Raw genomic sequence first — 19,487 nt, forward strand, 5'->3', positions numbered from 1 at the left:
GGAACACCGGTACGAGGACTTCCGGCCGCCCGCCGCACCGGGCACTGTGAACAGAACGGTTCCCTGTCCTAGGCGGTGACAGGCACATGGCACTGGGTACGGCCGCGGCCCCGTCCGCGTACGAGCTGCGCTTCGACGCCGGGCGGATCTGTCTCGATCTGCTCGCGACCACGCATCCCGGCGAACGGCTCGACGGGCTCGAACCGTTGCGGGCCTGGATCACCGGCTCCGGACTCGTCCCGCCGGGCACCCCGCTGGCCCACGCCGACGCCGGCTGGCTCGTCGGCTTCCGTGAACTGCGGGGACACGTCGGGCAGTTGGTGCGGGGCCGGAACACCCCGGGGATCCGGCCCTACGACCTCGCACTTGCCCGTGTCAACGACGTCGCCCGCGCCGCGGCGCCCCCGGCCCCCCGCGCCGTACCCGGCGAGGACGGGTACCTGGTGCGGGAGTTGGCGGGTCCGCCGGGGTGCGCGGCGCTGCTCGCCGCCGTCGCCCGGGACGCCGTGGAACTGCTCACCGACCCGGTCGCACGGGCCGCGGTCAGGGAGTGCGAGGGCGACAACTGCCCCCTGGTGTACCTGGACACCTCCCGGGGACGCAGGCGCCGCTGGTGCTCCAGCGAGGTCTGCGGAAACCGCGAGCGCGTGGCCCGCCACCGACGCCGCGCCGCCCTCGCCCGCGCGTGACACCGTCTTCGCCTGCCTGTGACACCGCCCTGGGCCGCGCGTGACACCGCCTTCGCCTGCGTGTGACACCGCCCTGGGCCGTGCGTGACACCGCCCTGGGCCGCGCGTGCCAACGCCCTGGGCCGTGCGTGACACCGCCCTGGGCCGCGCGTGCCAACGCCCTCGTCCGTGTGTGCCAACGCCCTCGTCCGTGTGTGCCAACGCCCTCGTCCGTGTGTGCCAACGCCCTCGTCCGTGCGTGACACCGCCCTCGTCCGTGCGTGACACCGCCCTGGGGCGTGCCGCGCGTGACACCGCCGTCGCCCCGCGCGTGACATCGCCCTGGCCCGCGCGGGACACCGCCCAAGGCCACCCCTGACACCGCCCAGGGCCGCTCCGGAACGCGTGCGGACGCGCCCGTGCGTACGTGATCGGCGTCACTCCGTATCCCAACTCCCGCCCCATTCGCGGCTTCTGTCGGATCTTCATCGAAGCTCCGGGAAAGTGATTTCGACAACACTCCGTTTGGTGACGGGTGAGTACGGGCAACCCGGCCGCCTTCGACGTTGTGTCGGAAATGTAAAGATCACGCGGTGGGAATGTGGGGTCATGTCCCGCTCGTCATGTCACCTCGCAGAAAAATGTGGGGTCTTGTTGAACACCCCGCGAGTCACTTCCGTACCGGTGGGGGAGCGACCGACTGGGGGAACCCCCGGACACCGGAGGTGGGCGTGCGCAAGGATGCGGCCGTGGCCAATGAACGTGGATCGAGGGCCCGACATCGCATGTCCCAGCCCTCGGAGCCTGATGAGGAGCTGATGCGTGCCCTCTACCGAGAGCACGCCGGACCTCTCCTTGCGTATGTCCTTCGGCTGGTCGCCGGTGATCGGCAACGCGCCGAAGACGTCGTGCAAGAGACACTCATCCGTGCCTGGAAGAACGCCGGCCAGCTCAATCGGGCGACCGGATCTGTACGCCCCTGGCTGGTGACGGTCGCTCGCCGCATCGTCATCGACGGTCACCGCAGCCGGCAGGCCCGGCCGCAGGAGGTCGATCCGTCGCCGCTGGAGGTCATCCCCGCGGAGGACGAGATCGACAAGGCGCTGTGGCTGATGACGCTGTCGGACGCGCTCGACGACCTGACCCCGGCCCACCGGGAGGTGCTCGTCGAGACGTACTTCAAGGGGCGTACCGTCAACGAGGCGGCCGAAACGCTGGGCATACCCAGCGGCACCGTCCGTTCGCGGGTGTTCTATGCCCTCAGGTCGATGAAGCTGGCACTGGAGGAGCGGGGGGTGACGGCGTGATGAGTGTGTACGGGGGGCACGGCGGGTTCGGCACAGGTGGTTCGGGTATGTCTGGTGCTATGCAGGAATCTCCGGTGCCCAATGAGCACGAGACTGTCGGCGCGTATGCGCTCGGGATTCTCGACGACGCCGAGGCAACCGCTTTCGAGGCCCATCTGGCCGGGTGCGAATGGTGCGCCCAGCAGCTCGACGAGCTGGCCGGAATGGAGCCCATGCTCGCGGCCCTGGCGGACCTGCCGGGCTCCGGAAGCACCCCGTCCATCGGCGAGTCGCTGTCCGCGAAGCCCAGTCCGCGGATGGTCGAGAAACTCGTCGTCGAGGTCTCCGAGAAGCGGAAGGTCCGCAGCAGGCGGAACATCTTCGCACTGGCCGCCTCGGTCGTGCTGATCGCCGGTGGCACCGCGGCCGGCGTGACCCTGAGCGGCGGCTCGGACAACGGCAACGCGGACATGGCCATGGGGCCCGCCCAGACGGCCTTCCAGACCATGAGCGACAAGAAGACGGCCACGGACCCGACCACCCACGTCACCGCGACCGTCGCCGTCGAGCAGAAGGACTGGGGCACCCACGCGGTCCTCCAGCTCAAGAACGTCACCGGCCCGAAGAAGTGCTCGCTGATCGCCGTGGGCAAGAACGGCGAGCGCGAGACGGTGACCTCCTGGTCCGTCCCGACCTGGGGATACGGCATCACCGACGCCAAGTCGGAGAAGGCCAAGGAGCCCCTCTACGTGCACGGCGGGGCTGCCTTCACGCCCAACCAGATCGACCACTTCGAGGTCATGACCTTCGACGGGAAGAAGCTCGTCTCGGTCAGCGCGTAGCTTCGGCGGGCCCCCTTCGCGTACGGTTGACGGCTGCCCAGCACGTCAGAAGGGGGCCCGGTGGCCGCTCAGGCTCAGCAATCCGCGGTCGGCTCTCCCGGCTCGGATCGGGATTCCGCACAGGACTCGGTCCAGGACTCCGTCCGAGACCGTGAGATCAGCGTCGAACAGGTACACCTCGACCGGGTGTACCGCCGCCTCGAGGAGAAGATCCACGAGGCGGAGTTCCTGATGAACGACGCGGCCAAGCGCGGTCAGGTAGGCACCCCCGGTGCGCTCGCCGAACGCGACGCGCAGGTCTTCCGGGCGGGCGTCCACCTGAACCGGCTCAACAACGAGTTCGAGGACTTCCTCTTCGGCCGCATCGACCTGCTCCTCGGCAAGGACGGCAAGAAGGGGCCCGACGGCGCCTACACCGCCGTGGAACCCGCCGAGGGCGCGGTCCGCGTCGACAACACCGCCGACATCGCCGAGACCCTGCACATCGGCCGCATCGGCGTCCTCGACCAGGACTACGCACCCCTGGTCATCGACTGGCGGGCCCCGGCCGCCGCGCCCTTCTACCGGTCCACCCCGGTCGATCCCGGGCGTGTCGTACGGCGCCGGGTCATCCGCTCCAAGGGCCGCCGGGTCCTCGGGGTCGAGGACGACCTGATGCGCCCCGAGCTGACCGCCTTCCTGGACGGCGACACGCTGCCCGTCATCGGCGACGGCGCCCTGATGGCCGCCCTCGGCCAGGCCCGCAGCCACACCATGCGGGACATCGTCGCCTCCATCCAGGCCGAGCAGGACCTGGTCATCCGCGCCCCCGCCGCCTCCGTCACCTACGTCGAGGGCGGGCCGGGCACCGGCAAGACCGCCGTCGCCCTGCACCGCGCCGCCTACCTGCTCTACCAGGACCGGCGCCGGTACGCGGGCGGCATCCTGATCGTCTCCCCGACCCCGCTCCTCGTCGCGTACACCGAGGGCGTGCTGCCGTCCCTCGGCGAGGAGGGCCAGGTCGCCATCCGCGCCATCGGCTCCCTCGTCGACGGCGCCGAGGCCACCCTGTACGACACCCCGGCCACCGCCCGCGCCAAGGGCTCCTCCCGGATGCTCCGCGTGCTGCGCAAGGCCGCCCGCGGGGCCCTGGAGCTGAACGAGTCACCGAACCGGCTCAGGGTCGTCGCCTTCAACCGCCGCCTGGAGCTGGAGGCCGAGGAACTCGACCGCATCCGGCACAACGCGCTGGGCGGCACCGCCCCGGTCAACCTGCTCCGCCCCCGCGCCCGCAAGCTCCTCCTGGACGCCCTGTGGGCGCGCTCCGGCGCGGCCGGCCGGCACACCGACCCGGAGCTCGCCGCCGAACTGCGCTCCTCCTTCGACGAGGACATCCTCACCGAGGACCCCTTCATCGAGTTCCTCGACGCCTGGTGGCCCGAGCTCACCCCGCAGGCCGTCCTCGCGGCGATGGCCGACGAGAGACGCCTCGGCCGCTGGGCCCGCCGCATCCTCAACCCCGGCGAGGTCCGCCGGGTGGCCCGCTCCCTGAGGCGGGACGGCCACACCGTCCACGACATCGCCATGCTGGACGAGCTCCAGGCCATCCTCGGCACCCCCGCCCGCCCCCGGAAGAAGCGCGAGGCGGACCCGCTGGACCAGCTCACCGGCCTGGAGGAGCTGATGCCGGCGCGCGAGGAGTCGCAGCGCGAGCGCGCCGAGCGGCTGGCCCAGGAGCGGGTCGAGTACGCCCACGTCATCGTCGACGAGGCCCAGGACCTCACCCCGATGCAGTGGCGGATGGTCGGCCGCCGCGGCCGGCACGCCACCTGGACGGTCGTCGGCGACCCGGCCCAGTCCTCCTGGTCCGACCCCGACGAGGCCGCCGAGGCCCGCGACGAGGCCCTGGGCACCCGCCCGTGGCGCCGCTTCGAGCTCACGGTGAACTACCGCAACCCGTCCGAGATCGCCGAACTCGCGGCCAAGGTCCTGGCCCTCGCCATGCCCGGTTCCAAGGCCCCCTCGGCCGTCCGCTCCACCGGCGTCGAGCCCCGCTTCTCCGTCGTCGGCGACTCGCTCGAGAAGACCGTGCGCGCCGAGGCGGAGCGGCTGCTGGACCTGGTCGACGGCACGGTCGGCGTGGTCGTCGCCATGGACCGGCGCGCCGAGGCCGCCCGCTGGCTGACCGGGCTCGGCGACCGGGTGGTGGCCCTCGGCAGCCTGGAGGCCAAGGGCCTGGAGTACGACGCCACGGTCGTCGTCTCGCCCGCGGAGATCGCCGACGAGTCCCCGGCCGGGCTGCGGGTGCTGTACGTGGCCCTCACCCGGGCGACGCAGCAGCTGACGGTGGTCTCCGGCGAGCGGGACGTGCCGGACGCGGCGGGCGTGCCGGACCTGCTCAGGGACTGACTCGGGGAGCGCCGTGGACCCGTTCGGCCGAGGTTTTCCTGTGAAGTCCGCGGACGGGAATGGCCGCGCGGGATCTGTTTGTTAGCCTTGTCGTGACACCGGCTCGATCCAAGCCCCCGGGCCCAACCTTCGTCGCTACGAGCGACCACTTGCCGCGAGGCGAGCATGGCGGGTCGGTGTCATGAACGTAGAGGAGGCCCACGTCACTTGTGACGTGGGCCTCTTTTTCGCGCGAACAATACGTACGCAATCAGGCCCGGCTAACGCCTACCCGGCGGTAGGTGCGACGATCGGACGGCAAAACCAGCGACACGGTGAAACAACGAAGGAAGTCGGCCATGGCAACGGCGCCCAGCGTCTCCTACTCGATGACCATCCGGCTGGAGGTGCCCGCGAGCGGAACCGCCGTCTCGCAGCTCACCACCGCCGTGGAGTCCTCCGGAGGCTCGGTGACCGGCCTCGACGTCACCGCGTCCGGCCACGAGAAGCTCCGTATCGACGTCACCATCGCGGCCAGCTCGACCGCGCACGCCGACCAGATCGTCCAGCAGCTGCGCGGCATCGAGGGCGTCACCCTCGGCAAGGTCTCGGACCGTACGTTCCTGATGCACCTCGGCGGCAAGATCGAGATGGCGTCGAAGCACCCCATCCGCAACCGTGACGACCTCTCCATGATCTACACCCCGGGCGTGGCCCGTGTGTGCATGGCGATCGCGGAGAACCCCGAGGACGCGCGCCGCCTCACCATCAAGCGCAACTCCGTTGCGGTCGTGACGGACGGCTCCGCGGTCCTGGGCCTCGGCAACATCGGCCCGAAGGCCGCCCTCCCGGTCATGGAGGGCAAGGCGGCCCTCTTCAAGCGGTTCGCCGGCATCGACGCCTGGCCGCTGTGCCTCGACACCCAGGACACCGACGCGATCGTCGAGATCGTCAAGGCGATCGCCCCGGGCTTCGCCGGCATCAACCTGGAGGACATCTCCGCCCCCCGCTGCTTCGAGATCGAGGCGCGGCTGCGCGAGGCCCTCGACATCCCCGTCTTCCACGACGACCAGCACGGCACCGCGATCGTCGTCCTCGCCGCCCTGACGAACGCACTTCGCTGCACCGGCAAGGCGATCGAGAACATCCGGGTCGTCATGTCCGGCGCCGGCGCGGCGGGTACGGCCATCCTCAAGCTGCTGCTCGCGGCCGGTGTGAAGAACGCCGTCGCCGCCGACATCCGCGGTGTCGTGCACTCCGCCCGAGAGGACCTGGTGGACGCCCCCGCCGAGTCGCCGCTGCGCTGGATCGCCGACAACACCAACCCCGAGGCCCTCACCGGCACCCTCAAGGAGGCCGTGCGCGGCGCCGACGTCTTCATCGGCGTCTCCGCCCCGAACGTCCTCGACGGCGACGACGTGGCCGCCATGGCCGAGGGCGCGATCGTGTTCGCACTCGCGAACCCGGACCCCGAGGTCGACCCGGCGATCGCCCGCCAGACGGCCGCCGTGGTGGCCACCGGCCGCTCCGACTTCCCGAACCAGATCAACAACGTGCTGGTCTTCCCGGGTGTCTTCCGAGGCCTCCTGGACGCCCAGTCGCGTACGGTGAACACCGACATGATGCTCGCGGCCGCGAAGGCCCTCGCCGACGTGGTCACGGAGGACGAGCTGAACCCGAACTACATCATCCCGAGCGTCTTCAACGAGAAGGTCGCGGGGGCGGTGGCGGGCGCGGTGCGGGAAGCCGCGAAGGGCGCGTAAGCGCCCCTTCGGGGGCGCCCCGCAAGGGGCGTGAGGACTGCGCGACCAGCCCCCACCGGCCGGCACCCGAAACACAGCAGCCCAGGCAAACATTTGTGAAACTTGCCACGCCATCCGACCGGCGCGTCGTGAAACCCCCCCTTCGGCCCACCCGTAGGGTATTGGGGGCACCCGGATTGGCGTTCCCGCCGCAGGTGGGGGCAGGATGCGTCCCGGCCCAACATGCGGCTCCGCCGCGTGGCACGCCTCAATGGCAAGAAGAACACGGGAGTAACAACATGAACCGCAGTGAGCTGGTGGCCGCGCTGGCCGACCGTGCCGAGGTGACTCGCAAGGACGCCGACGCCGTGCTGGCCGCTTTCGCCGATGTCGTCGGCGACATCGTCTCCAAGGGCGACGAGAAGGTCACCATCCCCGGCTTCCCCGGCGAGCCGATCAACATCCCCGCCGGCTACAGCGTGAAGGTCTCCGCGGGCTCGAAGCTGAAGGAATCCGCGAAGGGCAAGTAAGCCGAGGCGCTTCGCTTGAGCGCCGCGGGTGACTGCGGGCCCGTCGTGGCTGGCCGCGCAGTTCCCCGCGCCCCTTCGGGGCGCTTTCGACAATGACGATGGGGCGGCCCCTCCACCAGGGGCCGCCCCATCGTCGTACCGGCTTTGCGGGCGTCAGCCGAGCGCCTTGCCCGGCAGTTCCGCCTTCGCGCCGAGTTCCACGAGCTTCTCCATGCTGTGTCTGCCCGGGGGGCGACCCCCGGACCCCCGGCCGGAGGGCACTGCCCCGGGCCGGGGTCAGGAGGTTGGGGTCAGCCGAGCGCCTTGCCCGGCAGTTCCACTTTCGCGCCGAGTTCCACGAGCTTCTCCATGAAGTTCTCGTAGCCGCGGTTGATGAGGTCGATGCCGTGGACGCGGGAGGTGCCCTGGGCCGCGAGGGCGGCGATGAGGTAGGAGAAGCCGCCGCGGAGGTCGGGGATGACCAGGTCGGCGCCCTGGAGCTTGGTGGGGCCGGAGACGACCGCGGAGTGCAGGAAGTTGCGCTGGCCGAAGCGGCAGGCCGAGCCGCCCAGGCACTCGCGGTAGAGCTGGATGTGAGCACCCATCTGGTTCAGCGCGGACGTGAAGCCGAGGCGGGACTCGTAGACCGTCTCGTGGACGATCGAGAGGCCGGTCGCCTGGGTCAGGGCGACGACGAGCGGCTGCTGCCAGTCGGTCTGGAAACCGGGGTGCACGTCCGTCTCCAGCGCGATGGACTTCAGCTGGCCGCCGGGGTGCCAGAAGCGGATGCCCTCGTCGTCGATCTCGAAGGCGCCGCCCACCTTCCGGTAGGTGTTCAGGAACGTCATCATCGAGCGCTGCTGGGCGCCCCGGACGTAGATGTCGCCCTCGGTCGCCAGCGCCGCCGACGCCCAGGACGCGGCCTCCAGACGGTCCGACAGGGCCCGGTGGGTGTAGCCGCCGAGCTTGTCCACGCCGGTGATGCGGATGGTGCGGTCGGTGTCGATCGCGATGATCGCGCCCATCTTCTGCAGCACGCAGATGAGGTCCTCGATCTCCGGCTCGACCGCCGCGTTGGACAACTCCGTGACGCCCTCGGCGAGTACGGCCGTCAGCAGCACCTGCTCGGTCGCGCCCACGGACGGGTACGGCAGCCGGATCTTCGTGCCGCGCAGCCCCTTCGGCGCCTCCAGGTACTGGCCGTCCGCGCGCTTCTCGATGGTCGCGCCGAACTGCCGCAGCACGTCGAAGTGGAAGTCGATCGGCCGGCCGCCGATGTCACAGCCGCCGAGGCCCGGGATGAACGCGTGGCCGAGGCGGTGCAGCAGCGGGCCGCAGAAGAGGATCGGGATCCGGCTGGACCCGGCGTGGGCATCGATGTCAGCGACGTTCGCGCTCTCCACGTACGTCGGATCGAGCACCAGCTCACCGGGTTCCTCGCCCGGACGTACCGTCACCCCGTGCAGCTGCAGCAGGCCGCGTACGACCCGCACGTCACGGATGTCCGGAACGTTGCGCAGCCGACTGGGTGCACTGCCCAGCAGGGCGGCGACCATGGCCTTGGGTACGAGGTTCTTCGCACCGCGGACACGGATCTCGCCCTCCAGCGGGGTGCCGCCGTGGACAAGCAGGACATCGTCGTTGACGGTCATGAATCTCGCGTTCCATGGAGTTGGGCAGGGCCGGAAAGACAGAGTAATCGCCCATCGGCCCCCTCCCGTAGGCCCACGGACCACCCAGCTACGTCATAGCTGTGTCGCAACACGAACGGTTCCTAACCGGACACATGAGGTCACCGCCCGTCACCGTGCGCCGGGGGCGCTTCCTTCCGCCCTGAGCTGCATTCACCCATGGACCCGGATTGGCCCCCCACACGGCGGGAAGATGCGGGATCATGTCAGGCATGACCGAGGTGTCCTCGCTCACAGGGCGGCTGCTCGTGGCCACGCCCGCCCTGGCGGACCCGAACTTCGACCGTGCGGTGGTGCTCCTTCTCGACCACGACGAGGAGGGCTCCCTGGGCGTCGTCCTCAACCGCCCCACCCCGGTGGACGTCGGCGACATCCTGGAGGGCTGGGCCTCCCTCGCCGGCGAGCCGGGGGTCGTCTTCCAGGGCGGCCCGGTCTCCCTGGACTCCGCGCTCGGCGTCGCGGTCATCCCGGGCGGGGCCAACGGCGACCGCGCCCCGCTCGGCTGGCGCCGGGTGCACGGTGCGATCGGCCTGGTCGACCTCGAGGCCCCGCCGGAGCTGCTCGCCTCGGCCCTCGGCTCGTTGCGGATCTTCGCCGGTTACGCCGGCTGGGGCCCCGGCCAACTGGAGGACGAACTGGTCGAGGGTGCCTGGTACGTCGTCGAGTCCGAACCCGGCGACGTCTCCTCCCCGTCCCCGGAAAGACTCTGGCGCGAGGTCCTGCGCCGCCAGCGCAACGAGCTCGCGATGGTGGCCACGTACCCGGACGACCCCTCGCTCAACTGATGGATCACTCTTTCGAGTGTCGCTCAGGCCGTTCGGGAATGGCGGCCCTCATTGCGACCTAGCGTCCTTCGCATGAAGCTCGTGACGCAGATCAGGCTCCTGCCGACGCCGAATCAGGCTACGGCGCTGGAGGCGACCCTGCTTACGTGCAACGAAGCCGCGACCTGGGCCAGTCGCGTCGCCTTCGAGCGGGACGTGAAAAGGAACTTTCCGCTGCGCAAGCTCGTCTACGGTGAGATCAAGGCACGGTGGGGCCTTGGCTCGCAGGCTGCTCAGCACGTGATCAAGAAGACGTGTGATGCCTACACTGCGCTCAGGGCCAACCTGAAGGCTGGGAACCTCGGAAAGCCGGGCTCAAATCGGTACCGAAAGGCCGTGGAGAAGCCGATCGTCTTCCGGCCGGAGGGCGCGTAACCCTATGACGACCGGATGCTGTCCTGGCAGATCGAGGCGCGGCGGGTCTCCATCTGGACGGTCGCCGGTCGGTTGAAGGACGTGGCGATCATCGCCGGGCCTGATCAACTGGCGACCCTGGCCGTGTATCGCAGGGGAGTCGGACCTAGTTCGGCGGGACGGGATGTGGTTTCTGTACGCCACCTGCGAAGTACCTGACGTTGAGCCGAACGCCGCCCCGATGGACTTCCTCGGTGTCGACCTGGGCATCGTTAACATCGCCACCACGTCCGACGGCGAGATCATGGCTGGACGGGAGCTCAACCGCATCCGGGTACGCGAGCGGAAGCTGCGTGTTCAAACTTCACAAAAAGAACACAGCGTCCGCCAAGCGCCGCTTGAGGAAGCGACGCCGTAAAGAGGCGCGTCGGGTGACGGACATCAATCACAAGATCGCGAAGCGTGTGGTGGTCGAGGCGGAACGCACCGGTCGTGGGATCGCCCTGGAGGATCTGACGGGCATCCGCGAGCGGGTACGGCTTCGAAAGCCCCAACGGGCCACTCACTCCAGTTGGGCTTTTGCTCAACTGGGTCAGTTCATCGCGTACAAAGCTCGTCGGGTCGGAGTGCCAGTGGTGTACGTAGATCCTGCATACACCTCCTGCACCTGCGCCGAATGCGGGCACACTGACAGAGCGAACCGGCTCTCGCAGGCCAGGTTCGTATGCCGGAACTGCGGATTCGTTGATCACGCAGATCGGAACGGCTCCCGCAACATCCGCGCTCGTGCGTGGGCGTTGTGGCGACGCGGGGCCCGGTCAACGGCCCCCGTCCCGTCTTGGCGTGCGTGAGGCGGGACCGGGCGCAAACGCAGCGCCGCAGCCGGCGGTGCCCGTTGTGCAAGCCTGGGATCCATAGTTCCCGGCGGTTGATTACCCTTGGCTCCTATGAGCACTCTTGAGCCCGAGCGCGGGACTGGTACGGGGACCCTCGTAGAGCCGACGCCGCAGGTGTCCCACGGCGACGGCGACCACGAGCGCTTCGCCCACTATGTCCAGAAGGACAAGATCATGGCGAGCGCCCTCGACGGCACCCCCGTCGTGGCGCTGTGCGGCAAGGTGTGGGTGCCCGGCCGCGACCCGAAGAAGTACCCCGTGTGCCCCATGTGCAAGGAGATCTACGAGTCCATGGGCAGTGGCGGCGACGGCGAGGGCAACGACAAGTAGGGCCCCGCTCCCCGACTGGGCTTCCAGAGGCCCCGGGCACGCTTTGGCGTGCTTCGGGGCCTTTGTCGTGCCAGTGCATTGCGTGGGGTTCCCCGATCGGGGAATGGTCGAGACCTCTTGTCGGCTTACCCTGCTTCTCCGTACCCTCCTGGTGTTGTGCAGGGCGAAATCCTCGTTGCGCATATTGCAACGCAGGCCTGCCTGTGGCTGCTGCGCCGGCAGGGGGAGGAGCTGTGACCGTCGTGAACCTTGTGCGCGGGTTCGGGCGCCGGCCGGGGCGGTCCATCACCGAGGGGGTGGCGCTGGTGGTCGCCGTACTCGTCGCCTTTCCGCTGTACTGCATGGTCCTGGGCGCCTTCGAACCGGCCGGGGAGATCGAGTCGGACCGGCCCGGGCAGTGGACTCTCTCGCCGTCTCCGGAGTCCTTCCGGCGGGTCTTCGGGCAGCAGGAATTCGGCCGTTACTTCGTCGACAGTTGGGTCGTCGCGGGCAGTGTGGTCATCGTCTCGGCGCTGAGCGCCTTTCTCGCGGCGACCGCCGTGACCCGATTCCGGTTCCGCTTCCGGACCACCCTGTTGATCATGTTTCTGGCGGCCCCGATGGTGCCCCTGGAGGCCCTCGCCATCTCCCTCTTCTTCCAGCTGCGGGACTTCGGTCTGCTGAACACGCTGGGCTCGCTGATCCCGCCCCACATCGCCTTCTCGCTGCCCTTCGCGATCTGGATGCCGCGGGGGTTCGTGAAAGGGGTGCCGGAGGCCCTGGAGGAGGCGGCGTACACCGACGGGGCGAGCCGGTCGCGCTTTCTCCGGCAGATCCTTTTCCCGCTCGTCCTGCCGGGCCTGGTGGCCACGAGCGTGTTTTCCTTCATCTCCGCCTGGAACGACTTCCTGTTCGCCAAGTCCTTCATCATCAGCGACACTTCGCAGTCCACGCTGCCGATGGCGCTCCTGGTGTTCTTCAAGCCGGACGACCCCGACTGGGGCGGGGTGACGGCGGCCTCCACGGTGATGACGATTCCGGTGCTGGTGTTCTTCGTACTCGTACAGCGACGCCTGGTCTCGGGACTGGGCGGAGCGGTCAAGGACTGAGGTGATTTCGGTGATGGATCTGATTCCCGCGCCGCGCAGTCTCGTCGCCGGTTCCGGCGAGGTGCGTCTGACGGCGCACTCACAGCTCTACGCCGGCCCGGGGACGGAGGGCGTCGGCCGCTGGCTGCGCAGCGTCCTGTGGGCGGCCGCCGGTCTGCCGCTGCGCGAGGGGCGGGAGCTCGACGACACCGAGGGCGACGGCATCGGGCTGCTGCTCGACCCGCGCCTCGGCCCCGAGGAGTACCGCCTCGTCAGCGACCCGGACGGCGTCCTCGTCGAGGGCGGCAGCGCGGCGGGTGTCTTCTGGGGCGCCCAGACACTGCGGCAGCTCCTCGGCCCCGCCGCGTACCGCAGGGCCGCCGTCGAACCCGGCCGCACCTGGGCCGTGCCGCATCTCACGGTCGAGGACTCCCCGCGATTCCCCTGGCGCGGCTTCATGCTCGACGTCGCCCGGCACTTCATGCCGAAGGAAGGCGTCCTGCGCCACCTCGATCTGCTGGCGGCGCACAAACTCAACGTCTTCCACTTCCACCTGACGGACGACCAGGGCTGGCGCGTCCGGATCGAGCGTCACCCGCGGCTCACCGAGGTCGGCTCCTGGCGGTCCCGCACGAAATTCGGTCACCGGGCCTCACCGCGCTGGGAGGAGAAGCCGCACGGTGGCTTCTACACCCAGGACGACATCCGGGAGATCGTCGCGTACGCGGCCGAGCGGCATATCACGGTCGTCCCCGAAATCGACGTACCGGGCCACTCGCAGGCCGCCATCGCCGCGTATCCGGAACTCGGCAACACCGACGTCGTCGACACCACCGCCCTCTCGGTCTGGGACTCCTGGGGGATCTCTCCGAACGTACTCGCCCCCACCGACAACACCCTGCGCTTCTACGAGGGGGTGTTCGAGGAAGTGCTGGAGCTGTTCCCCTCGGAGTTCATTCACGTCGGCGGCGACGAATGCCTGAAGGACCAGTGGCGGGCCTCGGCGGCCGCGCAGGCCCGCATCAAGGAACTCGGACTCGCCGACGAGGACGCGTTGCAGTCGTGGTTCATCGGGCACTTCGCGAAGTGGCTTTCCGCGCGCGGGCGTCGGCTCATCGGATGGGACGAGATCCTGGAGGGCGGGATCGCCGAGGGCGCGGCCGTCTCGTCGTGGCGCGGCTACGGCGGCGGGATCGCGGCCGCGCGGGCCGGCCACGACGTCGTCATGTGCCCCGAGCAGTACGTGTACCTGGACCACCGCCAGGCCGACGGCGCCGACGAGCCGGTGCCGATCGGATACGTCCGCACCCTGGAGGACGTGTACCGGTTCGAACCCGTTCCACCGGGACTGGACGAATCTGAGGCACGGCGGATCCTGGGCACCCAGGCCAACGTCTGGACCGAGGTGATGGAGGACCACACGCGCGTGGACTACCAGGCCTTCCCCCGGCTGGCCGCCTTCGCCGAGGTCGCCTGGAGCGCCCTCCCGGCCCCGGCGGAGCGGGACTTCGCCGGCTTCGAGGGCCGTATGGCCGCGCACTACCGGCGGCTCGACGCCCTGGGGGTCGCCTACCGCCCGCCGGCCGGCCCCCTGCCGTGGCAGCAGCGCCCCGGCGTCCTCGGCCGCCCCCTCGACGGCCCGCCCCCGAACCGCTGACCACCCCGGCCCGCCCCCTCACCGGCCCCGCTGCCCGCCGCCCGCTGCCGTCGTCCCCTCCGAACGCTTAATGGAAAAAGACCTCAAGGGTCACCGAAGAGTGTCAATCGGTACGCACCGGCGATGGCGTAAGAAAACGGACCAAGGCGCCGGTGAGGTGGGCGAATGCCTCCTAGCGGACCCGTGCGTTCGAGGCTTGCGAAGATGTGCCAGAGTTGCCACGTCCGCCCTGTGAGCACGTACCGTACGGCCACACAGGTGGGACCAGGTGGGGCAGCGGGAAGGGGCAGCCGGTTTTGACCACGCACGCACCGCAGGCGGGGCAGTCCGTCACGCTGCCCACGACGCTGAACGAGGCCGTGGCGGCCCTCACCGACATGCCCGCCGCGGTCCCCGTCGCGGGCGGCACCGACCTGATGGCCGCCGTCAACTCCGGACAGCTCAGGCCCGCCGCCCTGGTCGGTCTCGGCCGGATCAGCGAGATCCGCGGCTGGCAGTACCAGGACGGCAACGCGCTGCTCGGCGCCGGTCTCACGCACGCACGCATGGGCCGTCCCGACTTCGCGGCCCTGATCCCGGCCCTCGCCGCCGCCGCGCGCTCCGCCGGTCCGCCGCACATCCGCAACGCCGGCACCCTGGGCGGCAACATCGCCACGGCAGCGCCCACCGGCGACGCGCTGCCGGTGCTCGCCGCCCTGGAGGCGACGCTGATCATCGCGGGACCGGGCGGGTCCCGCCGGGAGATCCCGGTGTCGCACCTGCTGGCCGGCGTGGAGATGCTCCGCGCGGGCGAGCTGATCGGCTTCGTGCGGGTGCCGCTGCTGCACGCCCCGCAGGTCTTCCTGAAGGCGACCGGCCGCACCGGACCGGGCCGCTCGGTGGCCTCCGTGGCGCTCGTCCTCGACCCGGCGCGGCGCGGGGTCAGATGTGCCGTCGGGGCCATAGCGCCGATGCCGCTCAGGCCCCTGGACGCCGAACAGTGGGTGGCCCGGCTGATCGACTGGGACAACGACCGCGCGCTGGTCCCGGAGGCGCTGACCGCCTTCGGCGAGTACGTCGCGGCCGCCTGCATCCCGGACCCGGCCCCCGAGCCCGACGGCTCGGTGCCGGCGCTTCCGCCCGCCGTACTGCACCTGCGGCGCACCGTCGCCGCGCTGGCCCGACGAGCACTGGGGAGGGCGCTGTCGTGACCGACGACCAGCACGGAGAGGGCGCGCCCGCGAGCGGTGGCGGCCGGTGGAATCCGCTGCCCCAGGGCGACTACGACGACGGCGCGACCGCGTTCGTGAAGCTTCCCGAGGGCGGTATCGAGGCCCTGCTGTCCGCCGACAGCCCGCTCGCCGCACCCGGTCACGGCTATGTGCCGCCCCAGATAGCGGCGGCCCCCGGCACCGACACCTGGGGCGCGCCCGCCGACGGCACCCGGTGGCCCGACCCGAACACGGTCCCGCAGGAGCGGCCCGCCGACGACCGGTTCACGTACAACCCGGCCGCGACGCAGCAGTGGACGTACGAGGAGCCGCCGCCCGCGCCCGGTCATGACGTGACCGGCCAGTGGTCGATCCCGGTCGCGAGCGGCGATACTCCGGACGAATCGGGCGAGTTCACCACATCCGCGCTCATGGAGCAGTGGGGCGGCACGCCGCCGGCGACCCTGCCCGGCGGTGCGGCCGCCCCGTGGGCGCCCCAGACCCAGGCCTGGGAACACCCCGCGGAGGCCCCTGGACCGCCCGCTGGGCCCCCCGCGGCCCACGGGGACACCCGGGACCCAGGACCCGCCCCCCGGCCCGCCGGTGCGCCGTCTGCGGCCGACGCGTCGACGAGGGGTGAAGGGGGTGAAAGGGGCGAACGGGACGAAGCCTCAGAGATCGGCGAACCGTACACGGTCGGCCGACCGTCCGGCAGCGACGAACTGCGCGCGGCCGGCGCGGCGCCCGGCACCGGTGGACCGGCCGCGTTCGACGGCCCGGCCGACGCCGGCGCGCCCCACGACGCTCCCGGCTCCCGCCCCGCCCACGACCCGCAGGCCGCCGACGGCGAGTCCGCCCCACAGGGGCCACCGGCACCCGACGACGACAGCGCCACCGGCGAAGCCGAGGCGGTCGACGACCACCCCCTCGCCTCCTACGTCCTGCGCGTCAACGGCGCCGACCGCCCCGTCACCGACGCCTGGATCGGCGAGTCCCTCCTGTACGTCCTGCGTGAACGCCTCGGCCTCGCCGGCGCCAAGGACGGCTGCTCGCAGGGCGAATGCGGCGCCTGCAACGTCCAGGTCGACGGCCGCCTGGTCGCCTCCTGCCTGGTGCCCGCGGTGACCGCGGCCGGCAGCGAGGTCCGCACGGTCGAGGGCCTGGCCCAGGACGGCCGCCCCTCCGACGTGCAACGCGCCCTGGCCCGCTGCGGAGCCGTCCAGTGCGGCTTCTGCGTCCCCGGCATGGCGATGACCGTCCACGACCTGCTGGAAGGCAACCCGGCCCCCACCGAGCTGGAGAGCCGCCAGGCGCTGTGCGGCAACCTCTGCCGCTGCTCCGGCTACCGGGGCGTCCTGGACGCCGTCAAGGAGGTCGTCGCCGAACGCGAGGCACACGCCGCCGCCGACGCTGAGACGGACGGCGACGAGGCCCGTATTCCACATCAGGCGGGACCGGGCGCCGGCGGCGTCAACGCGTCGGCGTTCGAGTCCCCGCGCACCTTCGGGGCGGGAATCCGGATCCCGCACGAGCAGGCGTACGACCAGTCGTACGGTGGCAACCAGTCGTTCGGCGACCAGTCGTACGGCGGGAACCAGTCGTTCGGCGGCGACCAGTCGTACGGCGGGAACCAGTCGTTCGGCGGCGACCAGTCGTACGGCGGGAACCAGACCTTCGGCGGCGACCAGTCGTTCGACGATCAGAGCCAGAGCTACGACGACCAGCCCTACGGTCCGGACGGAGGCCAGGCGTGACCAACGAGACCGTCGCCACGACCACCGCCGCGGAGACCCCCGTCCCCGCCGCCGAACCGCTGCCGCACGGCCTCGGCGTGTCGCTGCCGGCCGCCGACGCGGGCGCGAAGACCGAGGGCACCTTCCCGTACGCGGCCGACCTGTGGGCCGAGGGCCTGCTGTGGGCGGCCGTGCTGCGCTCCCCGCACCCGCACGCGCGCATCGTCTCGATCGACGCCAGCCACGCGCGCGAGATGCCCGGCGTACGGGCCGTCGTCACCCACGAGGACGTCCCCGGCACCCCGCGCCACGGCCGGGGCACCCCGGACCGCCCGGTCTTCGCCTCCGAGGTCGTACGGCACCACGGCGAGCCCATCGCGGCCGTCGCCGCCGACCACCCGGACACCGCCCGCATGGCCGCCGCCGCCGTCATCGTCGAGTACGAGGTGCTCGATCCGGTCATCGACCCCGAGCAGGCGTTCGAGGCAGAGCCGCTGCACCCCGACGGCAACCTGATCCGGCACATCCCGCTCCAGCACGGCGACCCCGACGCCGCCGGCGAGATCGTGGTCGAGGGCCAGTACCGCATCGGCCGCGCCGACCCCGCCCCGATCGGCGCCGAGGCCGGACTCGCCGTGCCCCGCCCCGACGGCGGCGTCGAGCTGTACCTGGCCTCCACCGACCCGCACACCGACCGCAACACGGCCGCCGCCTGCTATGGCCTGTCCCTCGAACAGGTGAAGATCGTCGTCACCGGCGTGCCGGGCGCGACCGCCGACCGCGAGGACCAGGGTTTCCAGCTCCCGCTCGGCCTGCTCGCCCTGAAGACCGGCTGCCCGGTCAAGCTCACGGCGACCCGCGAGGAGTCCTTCCTCGGCCACGCGCACCGCCACCCCACCCTCCTGCGCTACCGGCACCACGCCGACGCCGAGGGCAAGCTGGTCAAGGTCGAGGCGCAGATCCTGCTCGACGCGGGCGCCTACGCCGACACCTCCGCCGAGTCCCTGGCCGCCGCCGTCTCCTTCGCCTGCGGCCCCTACGTCGTCCCGAACGCCTTCATCGAGGGCTGGGCCGTCCGCACCAACAACCCGCCCTCGGGACACGTCCGCGGCGAGGGCGCCATGCAGGTCTGCGCCGCCTACGAGGCGCAGATGGACAAGCTGGCGAAGAAGCTCGGCCTCGACCCGGCCGAGATCCGCCTGCGCAACGCGCTCGCCACCGGCGACCTCCTGCCCATCGGCCAGACGGTGACCTGCCCGGCCCCGGTGGCCGAACTCCTCCAGGCGGTACGGGACTTCCCGCTCCCGCAGCTCCCCAAGGACGCGCCCGAGGACGAGTGGCTGCTGCCCGGCGGCCCCGAGGGCGCGGGCGAGCCGGGCGCGGTGCGCCGCGGCGTCGGCTACGGACTCGGCATGGTGCACATGCTCGGCGCGGAGGGCGCCGACGAGGTCTCGACGGCCACCGTCAAGGTCCACGACGGCGTCGCGACCGTGCTCTGCGCCGCCGTGGAGACCGGACAGGGCTTCACCACGCTGGCCCGCCAGATCGTCCAGGAGACACTCGGTGTCGACGAGGTCCACGTGGCACCCGTCGACACGGACCAGCCCCCGGCCGGCCCCGGCTGCCGCGGCCGCCACACCTGGGTCTCCGGCGGCGCCGTGGAACGCGCGGCCAAGATGGTCCGCACCCAGCTCCTCCAGCCCCTCGCCCACAAGTTCGGCATGTCCACCGAGCTGCTCCAGATCACCGACGGCAAGATCACGTCGTACGACGGCGTCCTGTCGACCACCGTCACCGAGGCGCTGGACGGCAAGGAGCTGTGGGCCACCGCGCAGTGCCGCCCGCACCCGACCGAGCCGCTGAACGGCGACGGCCAGGGCGACGCCTTCGTCGGCCTCGCCTTCTGCGCGATCCGCGCGGTCGTCGACGTCGACATCGAGCTGGGCTCGGTACGGGTGGTGGAGCTGGCCGTCGCCCAGGACGTCGGCCGGATCCTCAACCCGGCGCAGCTCAACGCCCGTATCGAGGCCGGTGTCACGCAGGGCGTGGGCATCGCCCTGACGGAGAACCTGCGCACCCCGCGCGGCCTGATCCGCCACCCCGACCTCACCGGCTACGCCCTGCCGACCGCCCTCGACGCACCCGACATCCGGATCGTCAAGCTCGTCGAGGAGCGCGACGTGGTCGCCCCCTTCGGCGCCAAGTCGGTCAGCGCGGTACCGGTGGTGACGTCCCCGGCCGCCATCGCCTCCGCCGTCCGCGCAGCCACCGGCCGCCCGGTCAACCGCCTCCCCATCCGCCCGCAGGCGGCGGTGGTCACGGGCCAGTGAG

General features: G+C 71.1%; 14 protein-coding genes and 1 pseudogene. 14 read left to right on the forward strand and 1 reads right to left on the reverse strand.

All coding sequences use genetic code 11. From position 1 onward, the window contains the following. Positions 1-86: 86 nt before the first annotated feature. The 6 genes from JF597_RS43955 to JF597_RS43980 all read left to right on the forward strand — a co-directional run bounded on the left by JF597_RS43955 (position 87) and on the right by JF597_RS43980 (position 7,435). Complete coding sequence (locus JF597_RS43955; RefSeq protein WP_294009995.1) at positions 87-689, forward strand: ABATE domain-containing protein; 603 nt, start codon at positions 87-89, stop codon at positions 687-689. 764 nt (positions 690-1,453) lie between these two features. Continuing rightward, entirely contained in the window at positions 1,454-1,975 is a 522-nt protein-coding gene (locus tag JF597_RS43960) for a sigma-70 family RNA polymerase sigma factor (protein WP_010039908.1), read from the forward strand. After that, positions 1,975-2,796: an anti-sigma factor gene (locus tag JF597_RS43965; RefSeq protein WP_294009997.1), complete on the forward strand. Its 822-nt coding sequence runs from the start codon at positions 1,975-1,977 to the stop codon at positions 2,794-2,796. Before JF597_RS43960 ends, JF597_RS43965 begins: the two co-directional genes overlap by 1 nt. A gap of 156 nt (positions 2,797-2,952) precedes the next feature. Then, positions 2,953-5,184 (forward strand): UvrD-helicase domain-containing protein, encoded by a 2,232-nt coding sequence (locus JF597_RS43970; RefSeq protein WP_294010113.1) that lies wholly within the window; start codon positions 2,953-2,955, stop codon positions 5,182-5,184. Between the two features lie 338 nt (positions 5,185-5,522). Continuing rightward, positions 5,523-6,926 carry an NAD-dependent malic enzyme gene (locus JF597_RS43975; protein WP_294009999.1) on the forward strand — a complete coding sequence of 468 codons (1,404 nt, stop codon included), beginning with the start codon at positions 5,523-5,525 and terminating at the stop codon, positions 6,924-6,926. Positions 6,927-7,204: 278 nt separating this feature from the next. Next, positions 7,205-7,435, forward strand: coding sequence for an HU family DNA-binding protein (locus JF597_RS43980; protein ID WP_294010001.1), 231 nt, complete (start codon positions 7,205-7,207; stop codon positions 7,433-7,435). Between the two features lie 290 nt (positions 7,436-7,725). Here JF597_RS43980 and murA read toward each other — a convergent pair whose 3' ends face one another. Beyond that, positions 7,726-9,066, reverse strand: coding sequence for a UDP-N-acetylglucosamine 1-carboxyvinyltransferase (murA, locus tag JF597_RS43985; RefSeq protein WP_294010003.1), 1,341 nt, complete (start codon positions 9,064-9,066; stop codon positions 7,726-7,728). Positions 9,067-9,317: 251 nt separating this feature from the next. Between murA and JF597_RS43990 the strand changes: the two genes are divergently transcribed. The 8 genes and pseudogenes from JF597_RS43990 to JF597_RS44025 all read left to right on the forward strand — a co-directional run bounded on the left by JF597_RS43990 (position 9,318) and on the right by JF597_RS44025 (position 19,486). Further along, positions 9,318-9,890: a YqgE/AlgH family protein gene (locus JF597_RS43990; RefSeq protein WP_217545775.1), complete on the forward strand. Its 573-nt coding sequence runs from the start codon at positions 9,318-9,320 to the stop codon at positions 9,888-9,890. A gap of 72 nt (positions 9,891-9,962) precedes the next feature. Next, positions 9,963-11,134 (forward strand): annotated as a pseudogene (locus JF597_RS43995) (transposase). A gap of 96 nt (positions 11,135-11,230) precedes the next feature. Further along, on the forward strand, positions 11,231-11,509 hold the full coding sequence (locus JF597_RS44000; RefSeq protein WP_181804670.1) for a DUF3039 domain-containing protein: 279 nt from the start codon (positions 11,231-11,233) through the stop codon (positions 11,507-11,509). A 242-nt stretch (positions 11,510-11,751) separates the two neighbouring features. Beyond that, positions 11,752-12,597 carry a carbohydrate ABC transporter permease gene (locus tag JF597_RS44005; protein WP_294010009.1) on the forward strand — a complete coding sequence of 282 codons (846 nt, stop codon included), beginning with the start codon at positions 11,752-11,754 and terminating at the stop codon, positions 12,595-12,597. A 13-nt stretch (positions 12,598-12,610) separates the two neighbouring features. Then, positions 12,611-14,233 carry a beta-N-acetylhexosaminidase gene (locus JF597_RS44010; protein WP_294010011.1) on the forward strand — a complete coding sequence of 541 codons (1,623 nt, stop codon included), beginning with the start codon at positions 12,611-12,613 and terminating at the stop codon, positions 14,231-14,233. Between the two features lie 296 nt (positions 14,234-14,529). After that, a complete protein-coding gene (locus tag JF597_RS44015) occupies positions 14,530-15,423 on the forward strand; it encodes a xanthine dehydrogenase family protein subunit M (RefSeq protein WP_294010014.1) in 894 nt (297 codons plus the stop codon). After that, positions 15,420-17,177 carry a 2Fe-2S iron-sulfur cluster-binding protein gene (locus JF597_RS44020; protein ID WP_294010017.1) on the forward strand — a complete coding sequence of 586 codons (1,758 nt, stop codon included), beginning with the start codon at positions 15,420-15,422 and terminating at the stop codon, positions 17,175-17,177. The genes JF597_RS44015 and JF597_RS44020 overlap by 4 nt, the downstream gene beginning before the upstream one ends. Next, complete coding sequence (locus tag JF597_RS44025) at positions 17,174-19,486, forward strand: molybdopterin cofactor-binding domain-containing protein (RefSeq protein WP_294010021.1); 2,313 nt, start codon at positions 17,174-17,176, stop codon at positions 19,484-19,486. Before JF597_RS44020 ends, JF597_RS44025 begins: the two co-directional genes overlap by 4 nt. The last annotated feature ends 1 nt before the right edge of the window (position 19,487 follow it).

The sequence above is a fragment of the Streptomyces sp. genome, assembly GCF_019510245.1.
Classification (GTDB): domain Bacteria; phylum Actinomycetota; class Actinomycetes; order Streptomycetales; family Streptomycetaceae; genus Streptomyces.